The sequence below is a fragment of the uncultured Campylobacter sp. genome (genome assembly GCF_938015785.1).
Classification (GTDB): Bacteria; Campylobacterota; Campylobacteria; order Campylobacterales; family Campylobacteraceae; genus Campylobacter_B.
Genome location: NZ_CALLWC010000065.1, coordinates 100,681 through 122,388, shown reverse-complemented (window position 1 = coordinate 122,388; position 21,708 = coordinate 100,681). Strand labels below are relative to the sequence as shown.

At 44.6% G+C, this 21,708-nt stretch carries 16 protein-coding genes; 14 read left to right on the top strand and 2 right to left on the bottom strand.

The window, feature by feature from the left end:
* Nucleotides 1-45: 45 nt before the first annotated feature.
* The 10 genes from Q0393_RS09535 to Q0393_RS09490 all read left to right on the top strand — a co-directional run bounded on the left by Q0393_RS09535 (nucleotide 46) and on the right by Q0393_RS09490 (nucleotide 11,875).
* Entirely contained in the window at nucleotides 46-1,566 is a 1,521-nt protein-coding gene (locus tag Q0393_RS09535) for a hypothetical protein (RefSeq protein ID WP_298979765.1), read from the top strand.
* A complete protein-coding gene (locus Q0393_RS09530) occupies nucleotides 1,566-2,219 on the top strand; it encodes a hypothetical protein (RefSeq protein WP_298979763.1) in 654 nt (217 codons plus the stop codon). Before Q0393_RS09535 ends, Q0393_RS09530 begins: the two co-directional genes overlap by 1 nt.
* Nucleotides 2,219-2,647 carry a hypothetical protein gene (locus tag Q0393_RS09525; RefSeq protein WP_298979760.1) on the top strand — a complete coding sequence of 143 codons (429 nt, stop codon included), beginning with the start codon at nucleotides 2,219-2,221 and terminating at the stop codon, nucleotides 2,645-2,647. Before Q0393_RS09530 ends, Q0393_RS09525 begins: the two co-directional genes overlap by 1 nt.
* Nucleotides 2,625-4,133, top strand: a complete 1,509-nt coding sequence (gene mshL / locus Q0393_RS09520) for a pilus (MSHA type) biogenesis protein MshL (RefSeq protein WP_295152093.1) — start codon at nucleotides 2,625-2,627, stop codon at nucleotides 4,131-4,133. The genes Q0393_RS09525 and mshL overlap by 23 nt, the downstream gene beginning before the upstream one ends.
* Complete coding sequence (locus tag Q0393_RS09515; protein ID WP_297946458.1) at nucleotides 4,126-4,956, top strand: ATP-binding protein; 831 nt, start codon at nucleotides 4,126-4,128, stop codon at nucleotides 4,954-4,956. Before mshL ends, Q0393_RS09515 begins: the two co-directional genes overlap by 8 nt.
* The gene (locus Q0393_RS09510; protein WP_298979759.1) at nucleotides 4,949-5,953 is read left to right on the top strand and encodes a hypothetical protein; all 1,005 of its coding nucleotides are present in this window, start codon (nucleotides 4,949-4,951) and stop codon (nucleotides 5,951-5,953) included. The genes Q0393_RS09515 and Q0393_RS09510 overlap by 8 nt, the downstream gene beginning before the upstream one ends.
* The gene (locus tag Q0393_RS09505; RefSeq protein WP_298979758.1) at nucleotides 5,950-6,489 is read left to right on the top strand and encodes a hypothetical protein; all 540 of its coding nucleotides are present in this window, start codon (nucleotides 5,950-5,952) and stop codon (nucleotides 6,487-6,489) included. The genes Q0393_RS09510 and Q0393_RS09505 overlap by 4 nt, the downstream gene beginning before the upstream one ends.
* A 5-nt stretch (nucleotides 6,490-6,494) precedes the next feature.
* Complete coding sequence (locus tag Q0393_RS09500) at nucleotides 6,495-8,243, top strand: GspE/PulE family protein (protein WP_040303655.1); 1,749 nt, start codon at nucleotides 6,495-6,497, stop codon at nucleotides 8,241-8,243.
* Nucleotides 8,240-9,484, top strand: coding sequence for a type II secretion system F family protein (locus Q0393_RS09495; protein ID WP_005870289.1), 1,245 nt, complete (start codon nucleotides 8,240-8,242; stop codon nucleotides 9,482-9,484). Before Q0393_RS09500 ends, Q0393_RS09495 begins: the two co-directional genes overlap by 4 nt.
* 159 nt (nucleotides 9,485-9,643) lie before the next feature.
* On the top strand, nucleotides 9,644-11,875 hold the full coding sequence (locus Q0393_RS09490; RefSeq protein WP_298979799.1) for a DNA translocase FtsK: 2,232 nt from the start codon (nucleotides 9,644-9,646) through the stop codon (nucleotides 11,873-11,875).
* Between the two features lie 596 nt (nucleotides 11,876-12,471).
* On the opposite strand, the gene Q0393_RS09485 is transcribed toward Q0393_RS09490, so the two are convergent.
* A complete protein-coding gene (locus Q0393_RS09485; protein WP_298979757.1) occupies nucleotides 12,472-12,732 on the bottom strand; it encodes a hypothetical protein in 261 nt (86 codons plus the stop codon).
* Nucleotides 12,733-13,594: 862 nt separating this feature from the next.
* Between Q0393_RS09485 and Q0393_RS09480 the strand changes: the two genes are divergently transcribed.
* Together Q0393_RS09480 and Q0393_RS09475 are read left to right on the top strand one after the other, a co-directional pair.
* A complete protein-coding gene (locus Q0393_RS09480; RefSeq protein ID WP_298979756.1) occupies nucleotides 13,595-14,755 on the top strand; it encodes an FtsW/RodA/SpoVE family cell cycle protein in 1,161 nt (386 codons plus the stop codon).
* A 137-nt stretch (nucleotides 14,756-14,892) separates the two neighbouring features.
* On the top strand, nucleotides 14,893-15,906 hold the full coding sequence (locus tag Q0393_RS09475; RefSeq protein ID WP_298979754.1) for a UDP-N-acetylglucosamine--N-acetylmuramyl-(pentapeptide) pyrophosphoryl-undecaprenol N-acetylglucosamine transferase: 1,014 nt from the start codon (nucleotides 14,893-14,895) through the stop codon (nucleotides 15,904-15,906).
* A gap of 222 nt (nucleotides 15,907-16,128) precedes the next feature.
* Here Q0393_RS09475 and Q0393_RS09470 read toward each other — a convergent pair whose 3' ends face one another.
* Nucleotides 16,129-17,040: a hypothetical protein gene (locus Q0393_RS09470; RefSeq protein WP_298979752.1), complete on the bottom strand. Its 912-nt coding sequence runs from the start codon at nucleotides 17,038-17,040 to the stop codon at nucleotides 16,129-16,131.
* Between the two features lie 332 nt (nucleotides 17,041-17,372).
* On the opposite strand from Q0393_RS09470, the gene htpG reads away from it, so the two are divergent.
* Nucleotides 17,373-19,214: a molecular chaperone HtpG gene (gene htpG, locus Q0393_RS09465; protein ID WP_298979751.1), complete on the top strand. Its 1,842-nt coding sequence runs from the start codon at nucleotides 17,373-17,375 to the stop codon at nucleotides 19,212-19,214.
* A 438-nt stretch (nucleotides 19,215-19,652) separates the two neighbouring features.
* A complete protein-coding gene (locus Q0393_RS09460) occupies nucleotides 19,653-21,044 on the top strand; it encodes an OprD family outer membrane porin (RefSeq protein ID WP_298979750.1) in 1,392 nt (463 codons plus the stop codon).
* Nucleotides 21,045-21,708: the final 664 nt, after the last annotated feature.

The window sequence follows — 21,708 nt, the reverse complement described above, 5'->3', positions numbered from 1 at the left end:
ATTAGTATTAGCAGCGTAGAAAATTTCATTTGGAAGTGGAGTGTTATGGCAAAGAATAGTAAAAATGCTAGTTCGATTGTTGCGATTAACAAAGTCACGCAAACCATATTCGGTCTAAGTGAGAATGAAGTTTTCGAGCACGACTTCTCAAAAGCGAATCGTGCGAAGGAAACTTACGTCTCATATATTCCGTATAAGGATATAATGACTGCGACGGTCGAGATAAGCAGATCGGTAGAGGACGCGGATCTTTTAGATGCGATCGTCGTTAAGGTGTATGAGGAGCTGGGGCTTGACACCGCTTTGGATTACAAAATCACCTATAGTGAGGTAATAGGCGCTGGCGGCGACGATAGAATTTTTAATGTTTTCGTCGTAGATAATGCCAAACTCACTTCAGAATTCGATGCGATCGCCGCTAGGACGAACTACATCGACTATGTGGCTATGGCTCCGTTTTTATACGAGGGCTTGTATAATAGAGGCGTCCTAACTCGCGACGGAATCGACTGCTTCATCTACTTGCAGCGCGACGATGCGTTTTTGGTAGTGTATCAAAACGGCGAATATTTTCAATCTCGTCAAGTAAGATATAACCTAAAATTCTTGCATGAAAAATATGTTGAGCTAGTCGGCAGTAGAGTCGATGAAGAGAGTTTTTATAGATTGCTTTCCAAGCAGGGAGTAAATTTAGAAAATCCGACCGAACGCGATTATATGATCCAAATTTTTGACGATATGTTTTACTACATCAATGACGTGTTAAACGGTATTAGTAAAATTTACAACGTCAATATTCAAAATGTCTATATCGGAACGGATATCGGTAAAATTCCTGCGATCGAGGTTTTTGTTGAAAATAATCTAAAGCTAAGATACAAGGATTTTAATTTTAACGTTGCAATCAACGCAAAAGATTATCCGCTCACTCAGCTAGATATTTTGATGTTTTTGGTAGGTCAAGATTATTTGGTTACCAAAGACGACGATCACAACTACTCGCCGTTTATGAGACCTCCGCCTTTGACCCAAAGATCAACCGGCAAGCTGATAGGCTATATGTTGTTAGGTTGCTTACTTGGGGCTGTGTATCCTGCGTATAACTTCGGCTACGGCTATTATAATAATATGGTAGCTGATGATAAAACTAGCGAATATAAAGGTTTAGAGGAAAAGATGGGTCCTGCTAGAACTGAAAGTGCGCGTTTGGATAAAGAGACTAAAGAGGTAAATGCCCAGGCTGCTAAGAGCGGCAAGGAGCTTAACGACAGGCGCGATCTAATTAATGCCATCTTAGATAAGAAAAACAATTACGCTATGAAGGGTGTTTCTATTTTCGAGCTAACCAATATGGTCGTTAAAAATAAGGGCAATATGGTTAGGATCGGTGATGAGAATAGGACTCTAACTGTTCAGGTGCGCACCAAAAACGATAAGCAGATGACTGAGCTTTTAGAGGATATCAGTAAAAAAGAGGTGTATGGCGTGGATACTAAAACAATCGCGCTACAAGAGGGTAATAAAACTGTCTTTTACGATAGCAATATCAGTGTGGAGGTTAGATAATGAAAAAGAAAAGTTCATTAGATCAACTTGATCAATGGTTTGCCTCCAAGGGGAATAGTGCAAATAACTATTTTTACATAGCTTTATTGTTTGTAGGTGTGGTAGCTTACTTTATTTTAAGTCAGCAAGCCGATCCGTATTTAGAGAAGAGCGAAACTAATCTAAGTACTGCCACGACTAAGCTTGAAGGCGCACAAAGAGAATATAACGAGTTTTTTGGCGGTGATCCTGATGCTTTTGTTAATAATAAACGCAATATCCTCAATGGTGCTAGGACCAACCTTAACAATATTATTGAAGAGCGTGGGTATCTAGACGGCAAGCTAAAAGAAATTTCAAAGCTTACCTATAATGAAAAGAACTGGGCTAAATTTATGGATAGCCTCTCAACGATCGCAGAGAATAACAATATTAAAATTTACGCTATTCACAGCGATAGAAGAGAGCCTAGCATCAAACAAATTTTTCAGCCTGAAGCCTTGCTGGATATAGATGTGAAATTTGAAGGAGCATTTTCGAACGTCCTTAGGTATATCAATCTTATAGAACAATCGGAGATGATCGTAGATGTAAATAAGATGGATATCAATGCCACTAAAAATGGCAAAATCGGTGGAAGCATCGGTATATCTATCTGGGGAGTAAATTACTAATGAAAAAGTTAATTTTATGCTCTTTGCTACTTTCTACTGCTCTATTTGCTGTAGATAATAATCAGACGGTGGCGCCTAGTAATGGAGCCTATAAAGCTAAGTACGATGCGATATTCGATGATCTTAGTAAGCCTAGAGTGGGTCTTAGCGATGAGCAGATAGCTTCTTTGCAAGATCCGTTTTATCCTAAAGAAGCTAATGCACCTAGAGAAGCTAATCAGCAGGTGGACCTAGGTTATCAGCTAGTAGGTATTATGGGCGATAAGGTTAAGCTAAACGATAAGTGGTATGGTTTGGGCGAGTATGTAGGCTCATATAAGATCGTGCAAATAACGGGTAATAGCGTTATTATTACCAACGACGATGAAAATAAAGTCGAACTAACACTAAAACAAGGAAGTCAAAATGTCATTATTACATATAAGTAAAAAGCTTAGCATAGCCGCTATGCTTGCTTTGTCTGTTACGGCTACTAGTCTATATGCCGCTCCCGCAACTGCAGGTAACTGCGATAGGAAGGCGCTAAATATTAAGATTAACGATACCGTTACGCTAAACGAGATGCTAACTCAGCTATCTGATATGTGCCGCTTCTCAGTGGTAGCAAAAGATGCTATCGCTCAAGAGGAGATGAGTAAGCCACTGCAAGGCGTAAGCATCAAAGACCTTTCTTTACGCGAAGTTTTAGATCTACTCATAAAAGAGAATAATTTAAGCTATGAGTATTCTCATGGCATATTAAAAATTTCAGCGCTAGAGACTAGGACTTTTAAAGTGGATTACATCACTTCTATTAGAGAAGGTACTGCTGTTACTAAATCTTCTGTCGATTCCGCACCTACAAAAGTGGATGATAGTGACGATAAAGAAAATAAAGAAGATAATAAGATCACTACCAAAGAGAAATTCGATTTTTGGGAGAAGATTAGCGAGGAAATCACCTCTGTTCTAAATAACGGTACCGAAAAATATGTCGCAGTCGCTCCTATTATAAATCAAAATGCCGGTTTGGTAACCGTTACTGCTATGAAGTCTCAGATAGCTCGCGTCGATAGATATCTAAGCGGTATGCAAAAACGCCTTAGTCGCCAAGTCTTGCTAGACGTAAATATCATATCTGTCGAGCTAAATAACGAATACACTACTGGTATTGATTGGAGTAAATTTCAACTAGGATTTAATACCTATGTGGGCGGGGATCCAAAGAAACTTTCAGGCTATCACATAGATAACGGAAATAGAGGAAAGGCTAGCGATACTCACGGAACTTGGACGATAGGGGCTAATCTAAATTTTAATATCGACGGTTTAATTAATTTCCTAGAGACTAAGGGCAAAACCAAAATCATATCTAGTCCTAAAGTAACTACGATGAATAATCAGCCAGCTATTATCTCCGTAGGTGATACCATTAACTACGTATTGAAATCCACTACTACAGGTGATTATCAAGGTGGAGATACTCAGTCGGATGATCAGTATTCGATCTTTGTAGGTATTCTTTTGAATATCTTGCCTGAAATTTCAGATGATAATAGGATTATGTTGCGAATTAATCCATCTTTAAGTTCTCTTAAATATGCGGAAGATAATGTAAGGAGAGAGAATGGCAGAAGAGATATCGCACCTGATACTTTGCAAAAGAAACTCTCTAGTGTAGTTTGGGTAGATGATGGCGATACTGTAATTTTAGGCGGTTTAATCGGCGCAACTAAGTCCAAGAATAACACTAGGGTGCCTGTGCTAGCTGAAATTCCGCTAATCGGAAATCTTTTCAAAAGCACTGCCGATGTTTTGAGCACGTCGGAGCTAATCTTCGTAGTAACTCCACATATCATCGACAATACTGGCGCGCCGCTTGCTACTTCGCTTAAAGAGCTAGGTTACTCAAAATCCATCTACGAAAATGAGTAATAATTATACGGCGATCAAGGAGATTTTTATCGAGGATAACGAAGTCTCGGACTTCGTTAATCTCGATAAATCTACCCTTGCTTATCATAAAATTTTAAATGCTTTGCAAAAGCCGTTAAAACTTATACTTTTCTACGGCAAACCGGGTTGCGGCAAAACATTTTTGCTTAATAAGATCAAGGTCGATCTTGAAAAAAAGGTAAGAGTCGTATTTGTACCGCAACCGTTTTTTGATGAGAAAGAATTTTTCTTAGAGCTTTATTCGCAGATTTTTCATTCTACTCCTAGCGAGCCGATTGATAATTATGAAAATTTTATGCGGATTTATAGAGAAAGGTTTGGCATCTCTACCAATGTCGGAGCGGTAGAGCAGGTCGTTATTTTGCTTGATGAGGCTCAGCTGTATCCTGGGAATTTGATAGAAAAAATTCGCCTTATGGCAGATACGAGACTATTTAAATTTTTATTTACGGTTCATAAGACGGACGAGGAAGATCGCCTCGCAAAGGATTATTTTAAAACCAGAATTTGGGAGAGCATCGAGCTTCCTAATTCAAATTTAGGCGAAGTCAAGCTGTATATTGAAAAGAAGCTTGTGCTTCATGGCTTTCAACAATACTATTTTATGTTTAGCGACGATAATTTCGATTTGATTTTAAATTTAACGGACGGCAACATGAGGAACATCAACAAGCTTATGTATAAGATGTATGAGCTTTTTGAGTATTACGAAGTAAATAAACCTACGGAAATTAGTTTTTCGCAGATTAATAATAAAATTATAGAGATGGCAGCGATAGGCTCGGGGATAATAAATGCTTGAATTTTACGAAGTAAACGAACTTGAAAAAAAATGGGAAGAGTATAACAAAAATAGAAAGCAGTTTTCTTTCCTGAAATCTAAGCCGAATTTCGTATTGAGATTCGACAAGACGATTTTGGGGCTTTTGATATTGATCTCGGTTGCGATCGGAGCGATATTTTGGCTGCTTAAAGATAGTGATAGCGTCAGTATGGCAAGTATCAATCAAAATATTGAGGACAAGGGCGGTGCTTCAAATTCTGCTAATGATGCCGAGCAGCAGGCGGCAGATCTTGCAGTGCAAAATAATATCTCCAAAGAGGATTACAACATTAGCGCGCCGAAAGTTGCCCGTACTTCTAAGCACGAAAAGGAACGCCCAAGCTTAAATTTAAACGATGTGGGTGTGCTATCCAGCGAGGATTCCGGTGGGTTTAAGATAACCAATAATTACGAAAATGGCGGAAACTATGGCGGGCAGGCTCAGGCGCAAAATTTCGGCGGTCAAAATTTTGGCAATCAGAATTTTGGCAATCAAAATGTTCCTACGTTTAACGTACCTAATACCAATAACGCAGCTTTCGCAAATCAGCCGCCTAAAAACGAGGTTATAGATTTTGGGCGTGCTCCATTGCCGCCTAAATCAAATTTCTCTGGAGGTTCTACAAATACTGCAAGCGCTCCACTAAGTTCTAGAATTGAGATAAAAACTTCAAATTTAAGCGAAGACAAGCAGAGCTTGGAGAGCAAATTTTACGCGACGAATAAGATTGAGTATTCGCTATCGCTAGCCGAAGAAGCGTATAATAAGAAAGACTACGACAATGCGATCAAATGGGCTCTTACGTCAAATGAGCTTGATAAGGACAACGTCGCCAGCTGGATAATTTTTGCTAAAGCCAATTATAAAAAGGGTCGTAAAGAAGACGCGCTTTACGCTCTTGAAACCTTTAATGCAAAGGCGAAAAATAGCGAAATTTCTAACCTCATTTCAAAGATAAGAAGCGATAAACTATGAAAATTTTATATATTTTAGCTTTTGCGATCGCGTTGTTATTTGCAGTTAGCGCCGATGATGTGCGCAACTGGGATCAGATCGGTCAGTATAACCGTATCTGCCAAGAAAGCGTGCGAAATTTATTCATTGAAGAACAAAGCGAGGCGCTTGCAAATATGTATGCTAAAGCGTGCCTGAAGATGGACAAAGTAAATGAGCTTGTCGTGCCTACGGTGATGCTTTATAAGACGAAAGAGGCTCGCGAGAATGCTTCTCTTTATTCGACCATAATTTTTCAAAAAAAGATGCTTTATTTGGCGCTTTGCGACGGCGTAGACATAAGCTATATAAGAACGCCTAAAATTAATTATATTTTATCTGAAATTTTTGATAAATTTACGGAGAGAGCATACGTAAAAAAGAGTGATACGTATGTCTTTACCCTAGAAAACGGCGAGCGTGCCGAGCTTTTTATCAAAGAAGAGGAAGGGGTAAAAAAGATGGTAATTGCAATTTATGCTGGCGATAAGCTTAGCTCGATTAAAATTTATTGGTGATTGCGATGACGAAGATTGAAGAGCAGATTGTTGCGATTTTAATAAGAAACAATATCCTTACTAGCACCGTTGTTCCGGAAATAAAGGACAAGATGGATATCGGCTTGACGCTAGGCGAGGTTTTAGTCGGAGATAACTATCTAAGCCAGGATGATTTTTGCTCGATTTTAGTTGAGTTATACAAGCGTCGTCAGATAGAATTTGACGATATAAGCGAAAAATTTTCGATGGATCCGAAGGAATTTTTGCAAATTCTAGCTAAAAAGATGAATCTGTCGTATATGAATTTAGACGATATTGACATAGACTTTAGGCTATCAGAACGCACTCCTACCGCACAGCTTAAAAGATACGGCGTGATACCGGTTAAAGCGGATGATCTGAATATTTACGTTGCTTTTTCTGATCCGTTTAATCTTGAGTCGCAAGATAAAGCGCAGGCTATGTTTAGTAAACAGCTGCTTAAAATCGTAGTAGCCGATCCAAATCAAGTAAATAAATATCTATCTAAGCTTGAGCTTTCAGAGAGTATTAAGGGGCTCGTAGCAGAGATCCGCAAAGAGCTCGCCAACACTGGCGGTAGCGGAAGCAGCGATGATACCTCGGCGATTTTGAAGCTCATTGAGATGATAATCAGCCAGTCTATTAAGATGCGCGGTAGTGATATTCACATCGAGCCTACCGAGAATAACTGCGTCGTGCGTACCAGAATCGACGGAATGCTCGCTGAAATTTTTATCTTTGATAAAGATATCTATCCACCGCTAGTAAGCCGATTGAAGCTACTTTCGAATATGGATATTGCCGAGCGCCGCAAGCCGCAGGACGGTAGGTTTAGTATGAAAATTTCAGGTCGCGAATACGACTTTCGTATCTCGACACTGCCTATTATCAACGGCGAATCTACAGTTATGCGTATTCTAGATAAATCCAAAGTTATCATAAGCCTGGAAAAGCTCGGCATGCACCCTGATAGCTTTAAGAAATTTAATAACGCTATGAAGGCTCCATATGGTATTATCTTGGTTACCGGACCTACGGGAAGCGGTAAGTCTACGACGCTATATGCGGCGCTAAACGATATTAAAAATATCGATACTAAGGTCATTACCGTAGAAGATCCGGTCGAGTATCAAGTAAATTTAATCCAACAAGTCCAAGTTAACGAAAAAGCGGGTCTTACCTTCGCTTCAGCATTGCGCTCGATCTTAAGACAAGACCCCGACATCATAATGATCGGTGAGATCCGTGATCAAGAGACCCTTAGGATCGCGATCCAGGCTGCTCTTACGGGACACTTGGTTTTCTCGACCCTACACACCAACGACGCCGTTAGTGCGATCCCGCGAATAGTGGATATGGGTATAGAGGCCTACCTCATAAGTGGTGCGCTCATTGCAGTAGAGGCACAGCGTCTCGTGCGAAAGCTTTGCCCGCACTGCAAGCAGCCTACGAATCTGCCTAAATCAATGCTTGATCAGCTGAAGGAATTTTTGCCTGAAAAATACACATTTTTTAAGGCTGTAGGTTGTGATCAATGCGGTCAAACGGGCTATATGGGGCGTGAGATGATTAGTGAAATTTTACCTATTACCGATAAAATGCAGAGCTTGATCGCTAACGGTGGCTCAAAGGACGATATGAGAGCCTTAGCGAAGGAGGAGGGTTTTATAGATATGTTTGAAGATGGTGTTATACGTGCTGCGCGCGGAGTAACTAGTATAGAAGAAATTTATAGGGTGGCTAAACAATGAAAAAGCAATTAGAAGTTGAATACAACGCCAAGGGCGCAAGAAGGAAGATGTTTTTGCAAGCTAGCGATAAGGTGCAAGCAAACAACCTCATGAAGCAGCGCGTAGGCGGGACGATCGTAAAAAGAGGTGAAACCCAGGTTGTAGCCAATACGGGCGGCGATTTTAAGGCGCAGGTTTCGCGCATGCTAGGTGGTAGCGGAAGAGTTAGAACGCTGCCGTTAGTAGCGTCGATCAGGCAGCTTTCCGTTATGACAAATGCCGGAATTTCAATCCACGACTCGATCAAAGAGGTCGCAAGGGCGGCAGAAGATAAGACGCTAAAAGAGATTTTTAGCGCTATGAACGATGATCTTAATGCAGGTCTTAGTTTGACCGAATCTACGGAGAAATTTAGAGGTCAGCTTGGCGATGTCGTCGTTGCGATGGTAAGTCTGGGCGAAGCAACCGGTAATATGGCAGAATCCCTAGCCAAGCTTGCCGCTATGCTTCAAGAGCTTTGGGAAAACCAGCGTAAATTTAAAAAGGCGATGCGTTATCCGATGATCCTTATGATCGTTATGGCGATTGCGTTTTCGGTTTTGATGATGTATGTCGTGCCGAAATTCCGCGAGATTTTTGAGGATTTGGGCGCAGATTTGCCACTACCTACTAGAATTCTACTTGGTATCGAAAGCACTCTTAATAATTATGGAATTTTTGTTTTAGCGGGCATTATAGGCACTATTATAGCTCTTAGATGGGCATATCGCAATAATCCCGAGTTTAAAAAGGGCTTTGACAAGACGATTTTAAAGGTCTATCTATTCGGTAAGATCATATTTTTCTCGACGATGTCGCGATTTATGCTTATTTTTACAGAGCTTGTGCGAGCGGGTATTCCTATCGCAGATGCACTAGATACATCTGTTTTAATGGTGGATAATCATACTTTAAAAGAGAAACTCTCTACTGTTAAAATTGCCGTGCAGCAAGGCGTGAGCCTAACCGAGGCGTTTAACAATACAGGGCTTTATGAGAGTATGCTTATTCAGATGATCAGCGCGGGCGAGCAGGCCGGTAACCTCGATAAGATGCTCGGTAACGTCACGGATTATTATAAAGAGAAATTCGATGATATCATCGATAATATCTCAAGCTACGTAGAGCCGATCATGCTATTTTTTATGGCGGGCATGGTTCTTCTTTTGGCTCTTGGTATCTTTATGCCTATGTGGGATCTGGGCAAAGCCGTCAAAAACTAACTCCTTTAATTCCGCGCCTGTGAGGGCGCGGAATTTTATCAAAGCATTAAAATTTCATCCTTCAAATAAAATTTTAACCTTCGTTTGGCTAAAATACCGCTTTAAATTTAAGGATCTATCATAATCAAAGAAGTATATTTTATCGTCATATCGGCTATCATAATATTTTTTGGGCTTGCTACTATTGCGCCCGATTCCGCGCTTGTAGGCAGCGCCGGCAATGCCATCCGCTCATTTAATACCCAGCTATTCGGCTATTTTGCATACATCTATCCGCTATTTTTGCTCGCCTTAGCATACGTAGCCTATAAGCATTTTCGCGGTTTTGACTTTAGATTTTTTGAGTTTAGCATTGGCGCGATTTTGCTGTTTTTTACCATTTTGATGGTGCAGTCGAGTCTCTTCGGCGCTAGCGGCGGAGCAGTCGGTAGCTTCGCGGTGGACGGGCTTAGGCGAATGATCGGAAGCGTCGGCGTGTGGATTTTTAATATTACGATTTTTGTGCTTTCGCTAGTGCTCATATTTGAAGACCGTTTTACCGACATCATCAAAAACTGCTTTATTGGCTCAAGAGATGAAAGCTCGCAGGATGAAATTGGAGACGATTTTGCTAGCGACGCAGATGCGGTACAAAGAGGCGGGCTCGCAAGGTATTCGTCTGCGCAGAGCTTGAGAGGTGCGGAAAATTTTAACGCTTTGAGCACAGAGGACAGTTCGGCGAGACAGAGCGGTTTTGCGGAGCAGGGTGCAAGCGGATGTGGTTTTGAAGGCGAGCAAAATTTACAAAATTTAAACGATGCTCGCGAGCCCGAGAATAAGCAGAATTTCGGTGACGCGCAGGGTCCGCAGGCTTCCGCTGAACGCGAGCTTAAAATACCGCAAAAGGGAAAGCCGAGCAGACTAAAAAGGGTCGAGCGCCTAAGCGAGGTCGCCGAAAACAAAAGGCTTTTGGATCAGCTCGACAAGGGCAGGGTGGCTAAGCCCAAGGATTTTAAGCTGCCGCCGCTTGATTTTTTAAACCTGCCGCCGAAAAAGAAAAGTAGCATCGACGAGAGCGAGATCGATCGTAAAATTTACGACCTGCTCGATAAACTGCGTAAATTTAAGATCGACGGCGACGTGGTGCGGACTTATTCGGGCCCGGTCGTTACGACATTTGAGTTTCGCCCCGCCGCGCACATTAAGGTAAGTAAAATTCTAACGCTGCAAGACGATCTGGCGATGGCTCTTAGGGCGCAGACCATCCGCATCCAGGCGCCGGTTCCTGGCAAAGATGTCGTGGGTATCGAGATCCCTAATCAAAATATCGATACGATCTATCTGCGCGAAATTTTAGAAAGCGACGTGTTTAAAAGTGCCTCCAGCCCGCTTACCATCGTGCTTGGCAAGGACATCGTGGGCCAGCCCTTCGTCACTGATCTTAAGAAGCTGCCGCACCTTCTCATCGCAGGCACCACCGGAAGCGGCAAGAGCGTGGGCATCAACGCCATGCTGCTTAGCCTTTTGTATCGCAACTCACCCAAAAGCCTGCGTCTCATAATGATTGATCCGAAGATGCTCGAGTTTAGCATCTACAACGACATCCCGCACCTGCTAACGCCCGTAATCACGCAGCCTAAGCAGGCGATCATCGCGCTAAGCAACCTCGTTTCAGAGATGGAGCAGCGCTATTCGCTCATGGCACAAAACAGGACGAAAAATATCGACAACTACAACGAAAAGATGCTGCGCGAGGGGGGCGAAATTTTGCCTTACATCGTCGTTATCATCGACGAACTCGCGGATCTGATGATGACGAGCGGCAAGGACGTAGAGCATTACATCGCGCGTCTGGCGCAGATGGCGCGTGCCAGCGGCATCCATCTCATCGTAGCGACGCAGCGCCCTAGCGTGGACGTCGTCACGGGGCTGATAAAGGCGAATCTACCTAGCCGCATCAGCTTCCGAGTGGGCTCGAAGGTCGATAGCAAGGTGATTTTGGATCAGATGGGCGCAGACAGCCTGCTTGGGCGAGGCGATATGCTCTTTACGCCGCCTACCGCGCCGGGACTCATCCGTCTGCACGCGCCGTTTACGACCGAGAATGAGATCAACAAGATCGCGGAATTTTTAAAGGCGCAAGAAAGCGTCGTTTATGACGAGAGATTTTTGATCGAAAACGAGGGCGCCAAGCAAGAAGGCGGCATAATCAATCCGCAAAATATCGTGCTTGACGAGCTTTATGACGAGGCGAAGGCGATTGTTTTGGAGGAGGAGAAGACCTCGATCAGCTACCTGCAGCGCCGCTTGCGCATCGGATACAACCGCGCCGCGACGATCATCGAGCAGCTCGAGCAGATGGGCGTTTTAAGCGAGATCAACGCCAAAGGTCAGCGCGACATAATCAAATGAGCTTTAAAATTTCGATAAAATTTAAGCGGCGAAATTTTAAAATTTATTAGACTTACGGCGTCGGAATTTTAAAATTTAATCGATCTGCATCGGTAAAATTTTAAAATTTATCGGATTTGAAGCGATGGAATTTTAAAATTTTTTGATCTGCATGGCGGATTTTAAATTTTAAAATTTGCGCGTTCTGCAGCTTGTGCTTGTGCTTCTGTGGCTGCAACAAGGCGGACGGTTTATACGGATGCGAGGATGTGTCAAAGTTCTTTGCGGTGCGGCGGCGCTTTAAAGATGGATGTAGCGCGGTGCAAACAGCGCGTTTTGCAGCTTGCATTTGTGGCGTGTTCGCTGTCTAAATTTATAAGGTGTAGTTTAATTGCGAGCTGTGTTCTTGGCGCCAAATTTTAATCGCGGCGTGAAATTTTAGAGTGCAAGCGGAGTAGAAACAGGGCGGGGTTTAAAATTTAAAGATTGAGCGCTAAAAATTTTGCGATTTTAAATTTTATAAATTTATAGAGCCCTGCAGAATTTAAAATTTCGCTTTTTTAGGGTTTTGGAATTTTGAAATTTTAAAATTTGCCGCAACGGACCTGAATTTTAAATCACGCCGCGCCGATATGAAGTGTCTTGCGACTGCACAAGCAGGAGAAGTTGCCGCAGGCTTGGCTTGCGGCGCGCGAGTATATGAGTGAGAAGTTGGTCGCGCGCTGAAGGCTAGTAGCGGAGTATCGCAGTCGTTCGCAGCGGCTGATTTGCAGCGCGAGTACCCGTGTCGCACGCCAAAAACCGTTGTGTAGCAAGCCGCGCGACAAGCTGTTTGGCGCGCGGTGTTTTGTCGGGCGTGTTTCGTAGTGCAACTGCATTTGCGGTATGTTTTGCGAGCGAGTGCTTACAAATGCTCTGCGACGTAAAATTCTAGAACAGAATTTATCGCTGTGCGCATAAATTTAATGAAATTTGCGCCGTAGCGGCAAATAAATTTAAAACGAAATTTTGCACCGACTGCAAGTACAAACGCGTTTTTGTAGCCAAGTTGCATTTTTCAGTGTGGCTGTATTATAAGATGCGGCGCGTTTTACATCGTCCGAGCGCTGAAAATCGATCGGCACGCGAGCGCGTTTGCAATGATGTTGCGGCGTAAAATTTTGCAACTACCACGCGCTATTCGTGTACGATTTTGCGTGGTTGCGGTTTGTGACCTTGTATCGCGCGCCGAAAGTCGCCGCAATACGCCTGCTAGAGTAGAATGCACCCGCCTGTGTATTAAAAGATAGTGCGAGGTTGCGCTCTACGGCGTGGTAGCGTGTCGAAAGGCTGCGCGATACGCGAGAGTAAAATGCACGCTTAAAAAGCGGCGTGGATTGTGTTTTGCGGCGCTCTATCTGCAGCGTGCGTCGAAAGTCGTCGCGATATGTTAGAATAGAGCGTAGGCAATACGCGTCTTACGGGATAACGAGAGATCGTACCTTGTGGCGTACTATCCTGCAGCATGCACCGCAAAGCCGCCTTATGTGCGAAAATAGAATGTGCGCCGTGCGCCAAAGACGCACGATCGTGCTGCGTGCCAAAAGACAATAATACGTGGTCGTGCCGTATGCTTTTTAAAAGGCAGTGCCACGATCGGCGCCGTGCGGCACGGGCGCGATGCGAGGTTTGAGCCTCGTGCGGCGGACGAAGCGTGCACGGCGCGCGTAAATGCGAATAAATTTTAAAACGGAGAGACGATTGAGAACCGATAAATGGCTATACTACTTCACCTGCGCGCTCATTACGATCGGCATGATATTTTCGCTGTCGTTGAGCTCATATACGGTGCTTTTGCTGGGCGCTACGCCACTGCATTTTTTTTATCGTCAGTGCGCGGTGGGGATCGCGTGCATCTCGGTGATGTGGATTGTCTCGCGCGCCAACCCCGATAAATGCCTAACGCCGGTGTGTATGTCGCTTTTTGCGATAATGGGGATTTTGATGCTCGCGATGGGCTTTTTGCCCAAGTCCTTGGTCGCCGACGTAAACGGTGCGGCGCGCTGGATCAGGCTGCCGTTTTTTAACCTCGCGCCGGTGGAATTTTTCAAGGTGGGCTTTATCTACTTTTTGGCGTGGAGCTTCTCGCGCAAACTCGATCACTCCAAAAAAAGCATCGGGCGCGAGATCGCGACGCTACTTCCTTACGTAGCGCTTTTCGGCTTTGTGGTGATCCTGGTCGCTATCGTGCAAAACGATCTGGGGCAGGTCGCGGTGCTGGGGCTTACGATGATTTTTATGTCGCTTTTCGCGGGCACTAGCTTCAAGCTCATCGGCTTTAGCTTTATGGGGATTTTGGGACTTGCTTACGTTTTTATCGTCACGAGCGCGCACAGGGTAGATCGCGTGCGCTCGTGGTGGGGCGGCGTGCAGGATTTCGTACTGTCGTTTATGTCGCCGGAGACAGCTGCCGGGCTGCGTATAGAGGACGCTAGCGCGCCGTATCAGGTCGGACACTCGCTAAATGCGATAAACAACGGCGAGTTTTTCGGGCAGGGGCTTGGGCTGGGAAGCTTTAAGCTCGGCTATCTAAGCGAGGTACATACCGACTTCGTGCTCGCAGGCATCGCCGAGGAGTGGGGATTTGTCGGGATTTTGCTCATCGTGGCGCTATTTTATGCGATGCTATTTCGCATCTTTCAGACGGCGAGTAAGTCGCCGAGTAACGTAAATTTCCTCTTCTGCCTGGGTATCGGCTTTATGTTTTTCTTTTCGTTCATCATCAACTCCTACGGCATCACGTCGATCTCGCCGGTTAAGGGCATCGCCGTGCCGTTTCTAAGCTACGGCGGCAGCCACCTGCTCGCGGCTTCGTTTGCGGTGGGGCTCGTTTTGATGGCGTCGAAAAGAGCTAAATTTTAAGGCTTTTACAGGCTTTGGGCGAGTGCGATTTAAATTTAGGCGTAAATTTAGAGGCGAATTTTGCGTTTGAAATTCTGCGCCGAAGCGCGCCGAGGCTTAAATTTAAGTGCGAAATTTTATAAATTTAAAGGAAAAGTATGGTCATAGCAATCAGCGGCGGCGGCACCGGCGGGCATCTGATAATCGCTAAAAATTTAGTCGCCCATCTTGCGAAGCAGGGCACCGAGACGATCTTCATTGGCTCAAACCGCGGGCAGGATCGCGCGTGGTTTGAAGATAGCGAGCTTTTCGCGCGCACCTATTTTTTGCAAAGCTCGGGCGTCGTTGATAAAAAGGGCTTTGCCAAGCTAGCCTCGCTGCTAAATATCCTGCGCCTTTCGCTTGCGGCGCGTAAAATTTTAAAGCAAAACGGCGCCCGCGCGCTCATCAGCGTGGGCGGATACAGCTCGGCGCCCGCATCCATCGCGGCGATCCTTTCTCGCGTGCCGTTTTTTATACACGAGCAAAACGCCGTTTGTGGGAGGCTCAACCGCCTGCTGAGGCCCTTTGCGCGCATGTTTTACAGCTCCTATGAAAAGCCCGCGTTTGCTTATCCGATCGCGGATATTTTTTTCGAGACGGCGCGGCCGCGCACGGCGCTTAAGAGGGTCATCTTTTTGGGCGGCTCGCAGGGAGCGAGCTTTATTAACTCGCTTGCCGTGGGGCTTTCGCCTAAGCTTTTGAGCCTCGGCTACGGCGTGATCCATCAGTGCGGCGAGCGCGAGTTTGAGCGCATCTCGCAGATTTACGCGCAGCAGGGTCTTGACGTACAGCTCGTGGGCTTTTGCAAAAACATGCACGAGCTCATCGCAAGCGCCGATCTTTGCGTCGGACGCAGCGGTGCCAGCACGCTGTGGGAACTCTGCGCAAACGGCCTGCCTGCGATATTCGTGCCATTTCCGTTCGCGGCGGCGGATCATCAGTTTTACAATGCGAAATTTCTTAAAGAGCGCGGACTTTGCGAAATTTTACGTCAAGAGGATGCGAGCAGCGAGCGGATCTTGGGCTTGATTGAGAGCTTCGACGTGGCGCGAGCGAGCAAAGGACTGCTTGAGCTTGCTGATCGAAACGGCGCACAAGCGATAATCGACGATGTGATGAGTAAAATTTAAAAGAGCACAGGCGCGCTTGCGTAAATTTGAGGCGACCTCTGCACGAGGCTTTAAATTTATAAACCGATTAAATTTGACTTTTGCGTTTGCGTAAATTTTACGCGGCGCTTCGGTTTGAGTAAAAATTTGAAATTTACATGCTTGCAGGCGACGGACGTTTTTTTGATTTGCGCAAATTTAAATCCGCAAACGCAATGCGCAAAAGTGCATTAAGCCGTAAAATTATCTGCGCCTAAAGCTGATTATCGCATCGTCGTTTTCTTGTTGATATTTTTCAAACAGAGCCTGATATCTTTGCGATTTTGCCGGATCATTTGAATAAATTCCCACTAGAAAATAGCACGCCTCCGCAAATCGCAACTCACACGATCGCTCAAAGTATCGCGTACCCGCTTCTTTGTCGTCATCATCAAAATACGCGACGTAACCGAACATAAAGCAGCCCTCGCCATTGCCGAGCTTGCATGCTTTTTTATACAGATTTCTGCCCTCTTGAGAATCTCTATCCTCGTAGCCTGCGAGTCTCGTGCAGCTTTCGCCGCCGCTAAGCTCGTAGCAGCCTTTTTTAAGCAGATCTTTGGCGCCTTCTTGCGAAATTTCGCCATTTAGTAGCAGAAGGCTCGAAAGTACGGCGCAGGCATCGCCGTCTCCGCCGTCACAATCTTCGCGAAATCTTACGGGATTTTTCATTTTTAAAGTGCCATCTTTGGTGCGAATAGAAATTTCTTTAGGATTTTTATTCGCGTCTTCGTTTGCTTGATTGATGGGAATTCGGGTTTCGTTCAAAATTTCTGTGCGAAAAGGCGCTTTTATCGCTATAAAGACCGCGACTATACATACGATGACGAGAGGGAGTATTGTCGGCATAGAGCGATTTTTGTGCGGAGTGCGGAGATCTGCGTCTTTGATCGATTGTTTATCTCTTGCGGTAGCGACGGAGGGCTTAGAGCTCGGTTTTTGGCTTAAATTTACTGCCGAACCTGCGTCTGATTTTTCGGTCAAATTTGCGGCAGCGTCCGTATCCATATCTGCATTAACATCCGTTTCGCAGACAGTTTCACTTGGGCTTTTTAAATTTTTGCCCCGCTTTTTTCTCAGCTCATTTATGCGTTGTATGATTTCTTCGTTATTCAAATGAAATCCTTTTTGCTAGATAAATTTTGTTTTAGTCAAACACCCGGTTTTATCATCAAAATCGCATCGAAGCTGGGTGAATTATATCATCTTATTTTGAAATTTTCAAAAAACGACGACTAAAAAGAATTTGTAAATTTAGCGCAGATGCGCCGTTAAATTCGGATTAGTTCTCGCTGTATAATCCACAGCCGGGTTTAAATTTCATATACTTCGGGCGCGCGTAAATTTCCAAAACTTGATAGTATTCATATCAAGTTTATTTATTCTACTCTTGACAAGATTAGCACTCCATGATATAATCTGCCAAAATTTTTAAAAAGGACCGCATAATGGCAAAGAAAAAATTTAAGACCGAAGTGAATGATCTGCTAAATTTGATGATCCATTCGCTTTATTCAAACAAGGAGATTTTCCTGCGCGAGCTTATCTCAAATGCAAGCGACGCGCTGGATAAATTAAACTACCTAAGCCTTACGAACGACGATTACAAGGCGCTTTCGTATGTGCCGCGCATCGATATAAAGATCGACAAGGAGGCCAAAACGCTAAGCATCGGCGACAACGGCATCGGTATGGACGAAGCCGAGCTTGAGAGCAATCTAGGCACCATCGCGCGCAGCGGCACTAAGGGCTTTATGGCAAGCCTTAGCGGCGATGCGGCGAAGGACAGCAACCTCATCGGGCAGTTCGGCGTCGGGTTTTATTCGGCGTTTATGGTAGCAGATCATATCGATGTTATCAGCCGCAAGCCGCTCTCGCAGGACGGCTATAAATGGAGCAGCGACGCGAGCAACTACGCGATCGAAAAGGCACAAAAAGAGGACTTCGGCACGACGATAATCCTGCATATGAAAGATGAGGAGTTTTTGGACGGCTATAGGCTCGAAGGCATTATCAAAAAATACTCCAATCACATCCCCTATCCGATCTTCATGGATAAAGAAGAATACGTACCCGCGCAAAAAGAGGGCGAGCAGGGACATAGCGAGGTTAAAAACGTCCAGATCAACCGCGCGAGCGCGCTTTGGCAGCTGCCGAAAAGCAGCCTAAAACCGAGCGATTACAATGAATTTTACAAGCAGATCAGCCACGACAGCGGCGATCCGCTGTTTTACATCCACACTAAGGCCGAGGGCACGCACGAATACACGACGCTTTTTTACGTGCCGAGCAGCGAGCCTTTCGATCTATACCGCGTCGATTATCAAAGCGGCGTGAAGCTCTACGTCAAGCGCGTTTTTATCACCGACGACGCTAAGGAGCTGCTGCCTAGCTACCTGCGCTTCGTACGCGGCATAATGGACGTCGAGGATCTGCCGCTAAACGTAAGCCGCGAAATTTTACAAGAAAATCGAATTCTAGCCTACGTCCGCGAACAGAGCGTGAAAAAAATTCTATCCGAGCTGGAAAAGCTTTTGCGAAGCGATCGCGAAAAATACATAAAATTTTACGAATTATTCGGCAAAGTTCTGAAAGAGGGGCTTTACGGCTTCGGCGCAAACAAAGAGGAAATTTTAAAGCTTTGTCTTTTCAAATCGAACCTGCGAGACGGACTCATCACGCTTAGCGAGTATAAGGAAAAAATGGGCGCGGAGCAAAAAGAGATCTATTATATCGCGGGAAACAGCGCCGCGATGCTTAAAAGCTCGCCTCTGATCGAAAAATTTAACGCCGAGGGTACGGAGGTGCTACTCTGCGATGATGAGATCGATACGATCGTGATGCCTGGCGTTTTTGAGTTTGATAAAACGCCTGTAAAAAACGCGACTTCGATCAAGCAAGAGGCTTCGAGCGACGACGCTGCGACGCCGCAAGCCAAAGAGATCGCCGCAAAGATCAAAGAAATTTTAGGCGAACGCGTCAAAGACGTTAAAATTTCATCGCGTCTAAGCGGCTCGCTTTCCTGCCTTGTTTTTGACGAGAACGATCCTGATTTTGCGACGCAGCAGCTGCTTAAGCAGATGGGAGGCCGCAATCTGCCGCCAATAAAGCCGATTTTGGAGATCAACGCAGATCACGAGATCATCAAAAAGCTGCAGGCCGATAAACTGATGCTGCCGCAAGTGTCTGAAATAATCTACGATCTGGCGCGCCTTAGCGAGGGGCAGGAGCTGGAAAACCCGAGCGAGTTTATCAAAAACGTAAACGAGCTGATCGCAAAGGCTCTATAAGATTATCTAAATTTAAGGCTTCGATCCGCTAGCAACATTCCGCGCGGCTGCATATATCTATGTAGCCGCGTTTTAAATTTAAAGAGAAATTTCTGCAGGCAAACTTCACGAGCTTTTTAAATTTTAAAATTTAAAAGCGGCGGAATTTCACTCTCTGATTTCAGTAAAAATTTTATCCGGCGGCTCGGTTTGACGTTTTAGAAATTTTGAGGTTTCGATCGCTTTTATTCGCGAGTCGAGGTTGGGGCGCAAGCCAAAAATTTTCGCCAAAGCATGAAATCATAAATCGGGCGATAAATTTCACTATTCATTAATTTAATCTTTACAAAGTTGCGTAATTTTATTTTAAATTTTCCCCTTTTTTATCGCAAACAGCGAGATTGTTTGATATAATTCATTTTATAAATATTTATAAATCTTTATGAAAGGAGATTTCGAATGAAACTAATCAAACTAAGTTTAGCTGCGGCGGTTTGCGCATGTGCGGTATCCTCGCTAAGCGCGGCGGATAGCGTAGCTGAGGCGATCACTAACGGTAAGTTTGGCGGAACGGTAAAGACCACTTACGCCAATAAAACCGTAGATAATAGAGGCGAAACCGCTACGGGCGATAGCGACTACGAGGCATTCGGCGTGGGTCTTGAACTTGGATATGTCACCGATCCTCTTTACGGCTTTAGAATAGGGCTTACCGGGCAAGGCTGGTTGATGCCGTATCACGTAGGCTCAAGCAATAAGATCGCCTACGATAAGGAGTGGTATACTAAAGGTGCGGTATTATCGGAATTATACCTAGGATACGGCATAGGAAATACTGATATAAAAGCAGGAAGACAATATGTCGTTACTCCGCTCGTTGCGGGCAACTATACGAGGGCGTTTAAAGAAGCTTTCGAGGGCGTGGCGATATCTAATAAAGATATCTCCGATACTACCTTGTGGGGCGGATGGTTTTATAAATTCCAAGGAAGGAGCAAAACCGCTATGGGCGCTCCTGCAGGCGAAGGAAAAGCTCCTTTGTTTAAAGATAGGGTGATTTTGGGTAATATGACGGGTCCTATCGCCGTAAAATTTGAAAATATCTTCTCCGCATACGTTCAAAATAAATCCTTGCCTTATACTACTTTAACCGGCGCTTACGCAGCGGTAACGGACGTAAAACCCGCTAACGCATTAAAAGACGGCGACGTTAGCTTGTATCTTGCCGAGGCAAATATAAAAGTGCCGGTAGGCGAGGTTTTAAAGCTAGGATTTGATCTTAACTACAAAAGCTCGCGCGTGGACGGAGGGCTGGAGTCAAGAAGGCTTGACGGCGATATGTTCGGCGCAAGAGTCTCGGTTAGCGAGTTTTTCGGATTCGGTCTATCGTATGCCTATACGACCGTTAGCGATGACGATGCCGTTATTTTGGGCGTCGGCAATGGCCCGGGATCATACACCGCGCTGCCTATTAGAGGTCCGTTCGTCTTCACGGGATATGCGGGTATGGATACGCACAAGATCGTGCTTGATTACGACTTCGGCGCTATTGGCCTAGATGGCTTCAAAACTGCGCTACACTACGTAAAAGGCGATCAGGACAGAGTAGGTGGCACGAATAATATCAATGCTAGCGGGGCTGCGGGCCAAAAGGTCGGCACCAGCATGGACGTAGAGGGCTGGGCGGTAACGGCAAACTACGCTCCTAAGGCCGTTAAGGGGCTAAGCTTGGGCGTAACCTACACTGCGCTTGAGAGGAGCGACCACTACGCTAGCGGCGTAAATAGGAAGTTCGACGAGAACGAGATATGGTTGCAAGCTGCGTATAAATTTGATCTAAGCGGCAACTAAAGCTTTAAAGAGCGGAGTATTTTCCGCTCTTTCTCATCCGTATTATTTTGCCTCGTATATGACGCAAAAAAGAGCGTTTAAACCCGAAAAATTTACTCTTTCTCATCTGCATTATCAAGCGGGCTCGCGCTTGATAAATGCTTTAATCTAAACTCTCTAAATTTACACGGACTCTTAAATTTAATGAAGCAAGGACGAAATTTAGACGATAAATTTAATGATAGATTCGGCGAAATTTCAGGGAGACGGAATTTTAAATTTGCCGATCCGCTCCGCTAAATTTTAAAATTATAAAGCCTTACTATTAAATTTAACGCAGCTATTTAATCTAGTAAAATTTCAGCAGCATTTCGTAGAATAAGCGCACTGTATATCTGACATCGGCAAACTGATGTTTGTCTTTAAGCCCTTCATATAGCAGGCGTTGGCTGCGCCCTAGTATACGGCGCTAAGATATCAAAAAAAGCGATGATTTTTGCACGGCTTCTTTCGATGAAATTTTAAATTTAGATAAATTTTAAAGCTCATCCGAAAGCGAAAAAAGATGGGAAAGGATAAAATTTTGCTCGTCGGATCAAGCGGGATAAAATTTGACCCCGCTAAATTTAAGCCGCCGCAGATTAAATCGAAGCCCTAAATTTGAGCTTTAAATTTAACCCGCGGC